This window comes from Afifella pfennigii DSM 17143, from assembly GCF_000688515.1.
GTDB lineage: Bacteria > Pseudomonadota > Alphaproteobacteria > Rhizobiales > Afifellaceae > Afifella > Afifella pfennigii.
The window spans coordinates 39552-47941 of record NZ_JHZK01000028.1 but is presented as its reverse complement, the minus strand read 5'-3'; the positions used below and the strand labels follow the sequence as shown (position 1 = coordinate 47941).

Genomic DNA, 8390 nt, shown 5'->3' with positions numbered 1-8390 from the left:
GCGATCTCCGCATCGAGCCACGCCCAGTCGATCCGCTCGCCCAGCCGGACGAGCTCGTGTCGCATGTTGATGATCTGGTCGAGCCGGGCGCGGAACAGGTCATCGGTGAGCTCGCGATTGGGCGCTCTCGGTCGCATCGTCACCTCTCGTGATCCTCTCAATCGAATCACGGAAAGGCGCCGCCGGGAATCCCCAAACCGCATGCGAAATCGCAAGGTTCCGCAGGCTCAAGCCACCGAATCCTGCAAAACCGAAACCTTGCGAGAGACCGAAATCCGTCGACTATCAGCCGCTTATGCGTTCTTCACAGTCAACTGAAAAGCTGCCGCTGCCCATACTGATTTTCTCTTCCTTGGCCTTGCGCGCAGCGGAACGCGTATGAACTTGATCGAGATATTAATTTTAAATCAAATCACTCGCATCATTGTCAGTATAATCGTATTTATATATTGTAATAAAGCCATTATTGGATGCATATACGCAATATATATATGTATGTATGACGCGCCTATCTGCCAAACACAGGGACATAGCAGGACGTAGCCTCACCGGGAGAGCTTGCGTCGGCGGCGGCGACGCTTGACCCTTTTTCTCCTGCGGTAGTTTCAGGTGAGGGCAAAGAGAGAGTCGCGGACGCACCTTTGACAGGCAAGGAAGTCGCGGCGGCGATGCTCTATGATGATCGGCGGCGAGGTCACCACCTGACGCGGGAACTGCTTCGTCTCTGGAAGAAGCCTACGGGGAAGCCGATGGAGCCAAGGCGAACCCCGGCGCGATCGGGGGCGGCCACTCCAGACCTCCGCTGCGCGAGCGCCTGACCTGGCGGCCGACGGCGCGTTTCAGGAGATCGGCAAGCTGGTCGTCGAAGTTCCGGTACCGGATCTCCTGCGTCACAGTCCCGTCCTTGATACTCTGGTGCGTGATCACCCGCCGCTGATTGCGCCGGAACATGAGCTCGTCGACATACCTCTGAAGGTGCTTCCGGCTGATGAAGTGAAAGACGCCGAGCTGCGCCCGCTTCAGGAGGGAGGCCAGGCTCTCCGCCCGGTTGGCGTGGACCGACCCGATGGCGAACTGGTCATCGCCGTGCGTGACCGTCGAGTGCTCCTTGAAAGCCTTGGCGGCACGGGAGATGGCGCGGTCGTCGTCGGACATGATCACCGCGTCCTTGGAGACGAAGCGGTCGAGGAAACGGCCGACGTTCTGCGCGTCACTCTTCTCGATCACCGCAGCGGCCACCCGGCCGTCGCGGCTGGCTGCGACGGCGACCTGCGGGCGTGCGGATCCCTTGCCCGGCGGGTTCCAGACGTATTTGTGGAACCGGCTCTTCTTCTTGCGCGGCGGGGCGCCCATGAAGGTCGTGTCGACCTCGACGATCTTCCCCAGGAGCGGCTCGTCTCCGTCTCGGTCGTCGGTCATCTCGCGGATGGCGTGGGCGATCTTCCAGGCTGTCGGCTGCCGGACCCCCAACTGCTTGCCGAGGATGACGGAAGAGACACCCTTCGAGGAGATCAGAATCAGGTACAGAGCCCGGAGCCACACCTTCAGGGGGAGCTTTGTGGCATGCATCGGGGTCTTGGTGGTGACGGTGAACTGCCCGGAGCAGTAGCGGCATTCGAAGAGACCGGCGCGCGATTTCCGGCCCTTCTTTCGGAAGCGCCAGACCTCCGCGGAGCCGCAGTGCGGACAGTGGGGGCCATGCGGCCAGATGAGGGATTCGAAGAGCCGACGCGCAGAATCCTCGGTCGGATACTTCGCTTCCAGCCACTCCAGGCTGTTGACCCTCGGTGCCCTTTTCCCGGCCATGCCACGACCCACGAAAGAAGGCCTCGCATGTGGGTGGCGCCGGAGCCCGATCAAGCTCCTGAGAGAGACGACCTAAAACCTTGGTTAACCTGTGCAATCAGGTGAATGCACCTGCGTTTGGCAGATAGGCGCGATGTATGATATTAAATAAAGTAAAAAATAACATCTAATACAGCTATCCAGTAGGTTATATTTTTTTATAATATTTCGTGTTATGCCGATTTTAGAAATATGTAAATCGGATGTGCTCATAACATACACATAGCCAAACGGCGCATCTGAAGTGCGTCTGCATAGAGCGTCCCTCTCAGAATAAGAGAGGATTGCAGGCACTCCGTCCCTTGCAAGCCCGTGTCTCACGCCATCCGCAGAGATACGGCTGACTATCAGCTCTCGCCTACCCCGCCTTCACCATCAGCACCCAGTTGTCGCCCTCGCTGCGCCAGCCCTCCTTCACCATTTTGCGCCGCGCCAATTCGCGAAAGCCGCAGCTCTCGTAGAGCCGGCGGGCGCCGGTATTGGCGTCGGAGACGATGAGGGAAAGGCCGGCAGCGCCGGCTTCCTCCGCGAGCCGGTCGGCGATGGCGAGAAGCTCACGGCCGTAGCCCTTGCCGCGGTGCTGCCGATAGGTGGCGAGCACATTGATGTACCAGGTGCGGAGAGCAAGGTTCTCCAGCTCCAGGAGCGGCACGAAGATAGGCGGCACGTCCGGGCCGATCGGCTCCGGCTCGCCGGTGAGGCGATAGCCGATGAGGCAGGCGGCGACCTTGCCGCCCTCCTCGCGCAGGACGGCGTTGCGATAGGAGAAGCTGCCTTCCTCGCGCCGCGCCCGCCGGCGGCCGACCTCCATGGCGTCCTCGCCCGGCTCGGCCATGCCCGACCACAGATAGACCGGCAGGCCCTCGCCGGCGATGGCGACGAAATCGGCGAGCGCGGCGGCGTCCTCCGGCCTCGCCTTGCGGAAGGGCGGCTTCAGCTCCATCCCGGTTCCCTCCCGGCGCCTCTGTCGGCGCGGCCTCTACATGCCCGTATAGATCGGGCCTTCGCCGCCCTGCGGCGGCACCCAGGTGATGTTGCGGTTCGGGTCCTTGATATCGCAGGTCTTGCAGTGGACGCAGTTCTGCGCGTTGATGACGAAGCGCGGCTCGCCGCCATCCTCCGTGACCCATTCATAGACGCCGGCCGGGCAGTAGCGTGCCGAGGGCCCGGCATAGGCGCCCCATTCGCTGTCCTTCTGGATGAGCGGGTCGGCGAGGCGCAGATGCACCGGCTGGTCCTCTTCGTGGTTGGTGTTCGACAGGAACACGGAGGAGGGCTTGTCGAAGGTGAGGACGCCGTCGGGCTTGGGATAGGCGATTTTCTCGCATTCGGCGGCCGGCTTCAGGCTGGCGTAGTCCGCCTTGCCGTGGGAGAGCGTGCCGAAGAGGGAAAAGCCGGCGAGCGAGTTCGTCCACATATCGAGGCCGCCGAGCATGACCCCGAGCCGGGTGCCGAAGCGCGACCAGAGCGGCTTGACGTTGCGCACCTTTTTCAGGTCCTCGCCGATGGCCGAGCCGCGCCAGGCGGCCTCGTAGCCGGCAAGCTCGTCATGGCCGCGCCCGGCGGCGAGGGCTTCGGCCGCATGCTCGGCGGCGAGGATGCCCGACAGCATGGCGTTATGCGTGCCCTTGATGCGCGGCACGTTGACGAAGCCGGCCGAGCAGCCGAGGAGCGCCCCGCCGGGGAAGGAGAGCTTCGGCACCGACTGGAAGCCGCCCTCGGTGATGGCGCGCGCGCCGTAGCCGATGCGCTTGCCGCCTTCAAAAAGCGGCGCGATCTCCGGATGCGTCTTGAAGCGCTGCAGCTCCTGGAAGGGCTCCAGATAGGGGTTGTCGTAGTTGAGATGGACGACGAAGCCGATGGCGACGAGATTGTCGCCGTAATGGTAGAGGAAGGAGCCGCCGCCGGTCCTGTTGTCGAGCGGCCAGCCGAAGGAATGCTGGATGAGGCCGGGCTCGTGCTTGTCCGGCTCCACTTCCCACAGCTCCTTGAGGCCGATGCCGAACTTGGCCGGCTCGCGGCCTTCGTCGAGCGCGAAGCGGGAAATAAGCTCCTTGGCGAGCGAGCCGCGCACGCCCTCGGCGATCAGCGTGTAGCGGCCGAGAAGCGCCATGCCCGGCTGATAGGCCGGGCCGGGCTTGCCCTCGCGCGTCACGCCCATATCGCCGGTGGCGACGCCGATGACCTTGCCTTCCTCGTCGGTGAGGATCTCCGCGGCGGCAAAGCCGGGATAGATTTCAACGCCCAGCGCTTCCGCCTTGCCGGCGAGCCATTGGCACACCTGGCCGAGCGAGCCGATGTAATTGCCGTGGTTGCCCATCAGCTTCGGCATCAGGAAATTGGGCAGCCGCGCCGCCCCTGCCGGGCCGAGATAAAGAAAGCGGTCCTTCTTCACCTCCGTCGTCAGCGGCCTGTCGGCATCCTCGCGCCAATCGGGAAACAGGCTGTCGAGCCCGGCCGGGTCGATGACGGCGCCGGAAAGGATATGGGCGCCGACCTCCGAGCCCTTCTCCAGGACGACGACGGAAATTTCCGCGTTGAGCTGCTTCAGCCGGATCGCGGCGGCAAGGCCGGCCGGCCCCGCTCCGACGATGACGACGTCGTACTCCATGCTCTCGCGCTCGGGCGCCTGCGAACCTTGTCCGTCCGTCATCTCGCTCGATCCCATCTGTCTCTCCCGTTTATCTGCTGCAACGCATAGACTGCCTGGAAGCTTCCATTCAATTGCTGCGGCGCATTATCCTGCCTGCCGCGGCCTTTCAGAAGCCGCCGCTTGATGGCAGAAAGGCTCCGTGAGCCCCGCCCTGTCCAAGCCCGCCCTGAAGGAGCTTCTGCGCTTTTACGTGGAAGCCGGCGTCGATTGCGCCGTCTCGGAGGGCCCGCTCGACCGTTTCGCCGAAAGCCGGGAACGCGCCGAGCGTGCCAATGCGGCGCGCCGCCGTGCCGAGATGGAGCGTGAGGCGCGGCAGGCCGAGCGCGCAAGAGACCCGGGGCGGGAGCCGGGCGGGCGCGCGTCCTCGCCGCCGCCGGCGCCGCTCGCTCCGGCGCAGTTGCCCTCCGAGGAGGCGGTGATGGCGGCGCGCGAGGCCGCCCGCGGCGCCGCTTCGCTGGAAGAGCTGCGCGCCATCCTGGAGGGCTTTGAGGGCTGCAACCTGAAGCGCACGGCGACCAGGCTCGTCTTCGCCGACGGCAATCCGGAGGCAAGGGTGATGCTGGTCGGCGAGGCGCCGGGCCGCGAGGAGGACATTCAGGGCCTTCCCTTCGTCGGCCGCTCCGGCCAGCTTCTGGACCGCATGCTCGCCGCCATCGGGCTTGATCGCGAGACGGTCTATATCGCCAACACCATCCCCTGGCGCCCGCCCGGCAACCGCGAGCCCTCGCCGATGGAGCGGGCCATCTGCCGGCCCTTCATCTCGCGCCAGATCCAGCTCGCCGACCCCGATTTCCTCATCCTTCTGGGCAATGCCGCCGCCAAGGAGATGCTGGAGACCAATACCGGCATCACCCGCCTGCGCGGCCGCTGGCAGGATTTCGACACCGGCAGCCGGAAAATCCGCGCCATGGCGACCTTCCATCCGGCCTATCTCCTGCGCAATCCGATGCAGAAGAAGCTCGTCTGGCGGGACCTTCTGGCGCTTGCCGAGGCGCTGGAAAAAGGCTCCGGGGAGGCCTGAGGCGGGCCGCCAAAAAACCGTGATCGGCAAGGGCTTGACCGCCCATCGGCGGCGGGTCTACGGGCGCTCTTATCGAACGCTTGCGAATCGGCCATGGCACGTCATCTTCTGCCAATCACAGCGCTATTGGTGAGCGTCGCCTTCCTGCTCACCGCCAACGGTCTGCACGCCATCCTGCTGCCCATCCGCGGCGGGCTGGAGGGCTTTTCCTCGCTCTCGCTCGGCCTTGTCGGCACCGGTTGGGCGCTCGGCTTCATCGCCAGCAGCCTGATGGCGCCGCGCATCGTCGGCGCGGTCGGGCATGTGCGCGCCTTCGCCGCCTGCGCCGCTGCGGCGGCCATCATCATCCTTCTCAACGGCATGTGGGTGAACCCGCTCTCCTGGATTGTCCTGCGGGTCTTCTCCGGCTTTGCGCTCGCCTCCAGCTTCATGATCATCGAAAGCTGGCTCAACGAGCGCGCCACCAACGAGAGCCGGGGAATGGTCTTCGGCGTCTATATGACCATCACCTATGTGGCGATCGTCGTCGGCCAGCTCCTCCTTGCCGCTTCCGACCCGAACGACACGCTGCTCTTCATGGTCGGCGCCATCTTCTTCTGCCTGGCGCTGTTGCCGCTCACCCTGTCGCGCGTCGCCGTTCCGCAGCCTTTGACGGCGGTGCATCTCGATTTGCCGGGGCTCTTCCGCAACTCGCCGGTCGCCTTCGTCTCCGTCCTGATGGTGGGCGTTGCCAACGGCGCCTTCGGCACGCTGGGTCCGCTCTTTGGCGTGCGCATCGGCCTTTCCACCGGCCAGATTGCCGGCCTGATGAGCCTTGCCATCATCGTCGGCGCCTTCGCGCAGATGCCGGCGGGGCGGCTGTCGGACCGTATGGATCGGCGCTTCGTGCTCTCCGCCGCCGGCCTGCTCGCGGCTCTGGCGGGGATCGGCCTGGCGGCGGTGCAGCCGCAGGGGCCGATCGCCCTCATCGGCTTCTTCATCGTCTATGGCGGGGCATCCTACGTGCTCTATTCCATCGCCGTCGCCCACGCCAACGACCACGCCTCCGACCTCTCCTTCGTGCAGGTCTCCGGCGGATTGCTCTTGCTCTACGGCGTTGGCACCATGGTCGGCCCGCCGATTGCGGCCGGCGCCATGGAAAGTCTTGGGCCATCCGGCCTTTTTTGGCTGACGGCGGCGGGGCATCTTTCTATCGCCCTTTTCGCCCTCTACCGCACCAGCCAGCGTCCCGCCGTGCCGCAGGAGCTGCGCGAGGGCTACGCCGCCGTGCCGAGCCCGCGGGCGCTCACCCCGCAGACGGCCGTGTTGCAGCCCGACCCGGAGAGCCTGGAGAGCGGCGAGGAGGAGGAAGGCGCCGCCGCGACGCCGCAATGAGCTTGCGCGCGTCCAGGAGCCGCGTCGGAGGGGCATGGAACTTGCGTGCCGTTTCGGGGACAATCGCCGGAACGAAGGAGGTGAGGCGTGGATTTCGGGCTTGACGCAGTGATGCTGGCGCGCATCCAGTTCGCCTTCACCGTCGCCTTCCACATCGTCTTCCCGGCCTTCACCATCGGCACCTCCGCCTTCGTGGCGACCTTGGAAGGCTACTCGCTGGCGACGGGCAGCGAGCGACATCACCTGCTGGCGCGCTACTGGACCAAGGTCTTCGCCGTCTCTTTTGCCATGGGCGTCGTTTCCGGCATCGTGCTCTCCTACCAGTTCGGCACCAATTGGAGCCGCTATTCGGAGGTGCTGGGCAACGTCATCGGCCCGGCCATCGGCTATGAGGTGCTGACGGCCTTCTTCCTGGAGGCCGGCTTCCTGGGCATCATGCTCTTTGGCTGGAACAAGGTGCCGCGCCCGGTGCATTTCGCCGCCTCCGTGCTGGTGGCGCTCGGCACGGCGCTGTCGGCCTTCTGGATCCTCTCGGCCAATTCCTGGATGCATTATCCGGCCGGCTACGAGATGCGCGATGGTATCGCCTATCCGACCGATTGGTGGCAGATCATCTTCAACCCGACCTTCCCCTGGCGGTTTACCCATATGGTCGTCGCCGCCTACCTCACCACGGCGCTGGTGGTGATGGCGGTCGGGGCGCGCTTCATCTTGAAAAACCGCTTTCTCGACGATGCCCGCACCATGCTGCGCATGGGGCTCGGCCTTCTGCTCATCCTCGCCCCGCTGCAACTCCTCATCGGCGACCAGCACGGGCTCAACACGCTGAAATACCAGCCGGCCAAGGTGGCGGCGATCGAGGCGCACTGGCCGCAATCCGGCGTCGCGCCGCTCATCCTCTTCGCCATTCCCGACGAGGCGGCGGAGACGAACCGCTACGAAATTTCCATTCCCAACGTGGCGAGCCTTATCCTGACGCATGAATGGGAAGGCGAGGTGACCGGGCTGAAGGCCTTCGCGGCCGAGGACAGGCCGCCCGTCTGGCCGGTCTTCTTCGCCTTCCGGCTGATGGTGGGCATCGGCCTCTTCATCATCGCGCTCGCCTTCTGGGGCGGCTGGGCCTGGCTGCGCGGCAGGCTGATCGTCTCAGACAGGTTCCTGCAGGTGGCGGCCTATTCCTGGCCGCTCGGCTTCATCGCCATCCTCGCCGGCTGGATGGTGACGGAGATCGGCCGCCAGCCCTGGGTGGCGACGGGTATTTTGCGCACCGCGGAGGCGGCCTCGCCCGTGCCCGCCGCGCATGTCGCCACCTCGCTCGCTCTCTTCGTTATCGTCTACGCCATCATCTTCGCCGCCGGCATCCGCTATATGAACCGGCTCTTGAACAAGGGCCCGGACCGCGAGGCGACGCTGCCGGAGCTCGGCGTGCCGCAGCGCCCGCTCTCCGGCGCCGGCGGCGGCAAGGCGGAGCCTTCCAGCGCGGCGAAGACGGGGTAG

General features: G+C 65.2%; 6 protein-coding genes and 1 pseudogene. 3 read left to right on the top strand and 4 right to left on the bottom strand.

The genetic code is table 11. The features are described 5' to 3' along the window. The 4 genes and pseudogenes from Q331_RS23790 to Q331_RS0116095 form a co-directional block, all read right to left on the bottom strand. A pseudogene (locus tag Q331_RS23790) lies at positions 1-137 on the bottom strand (IS5/IS1182 family transposase); the annotation flags it as partial. 598 nt (positions 138-735) lie between these two features. Beyond that, positions 736-1806, bottom strand: a complete 1071-nt coding sequence (locus Q331_RS22150; RefSeq protein WP_051631263.1) for an IS1595 family transposase — start codon at positions 1804-1806, stop codon at positions 736-738. Between the two features lie 397 nt (positions 1807-2203). Next, entirely contained in the window at positions 2204-2788 is a 585-nt protein-coding gene (locus Q331_RS0116100) for a GNAT family N-acetyltransferase (protein WP_026381519.1), read from the bottom strand. A gap of 36 nt (positions 2789-2824) precedes the next feature. Further along, positions 2825-4498 (bottom strand): electron transfer flavoprotein-ubiquinone oxidoreductase, encoded by a 1674-nt coding sequence (locus Q331_RS0116095; protein WP_026381518.1) that lies wholly within the window; start codon positions 4496-4498, stop codon positions 2825-2827. A gap of 139 nt (positions 4499-4637) precedes the next feature. Here Q331_RS0116095 and Q331_RS0116090 point away from each other — a divergent pair, with 139 nt between their 5' ends. From Q331_RS0116090 to Q331_RS0116080, 3 genes are all read left to right on the top strand, one after another. Continuing rightward, on the top strand, positions 4638-5519 hold the full coding sequence (locus Q331_RS0116090) for a uracil-DNA glycosylase (protein WP_026381517.1): 882 nt from the start codon (positions 4638-4640) through the stop codon (positions 5517-5519). A gap of 93 nt (positions 5520-5612) precedes the next feature. After that, the gene (locus Q331_RS22145) at positions 5613-6893 is read left to right on the top strand and encodes an MFS transporter (RefSeq protein ID WP_034492689.1); all 1281 of its coding nucleotides are present in this window, start codon (positions 5613-5615) and stop codon (positions 6891-6893) included. A gap of 111 nt (positions 6894-7004) precedes the next feature. Beyond that, on the top strand, positions 7005-8390 hold the full coding sequence (locus Q331_RS0116080) for a cytochrome ubiquinol oxidase subunit I (RefSeq protein WP_034492710.1): 1386 nt from the start codon (positions 7005-7007) through the stop codon (positions 8388-8390).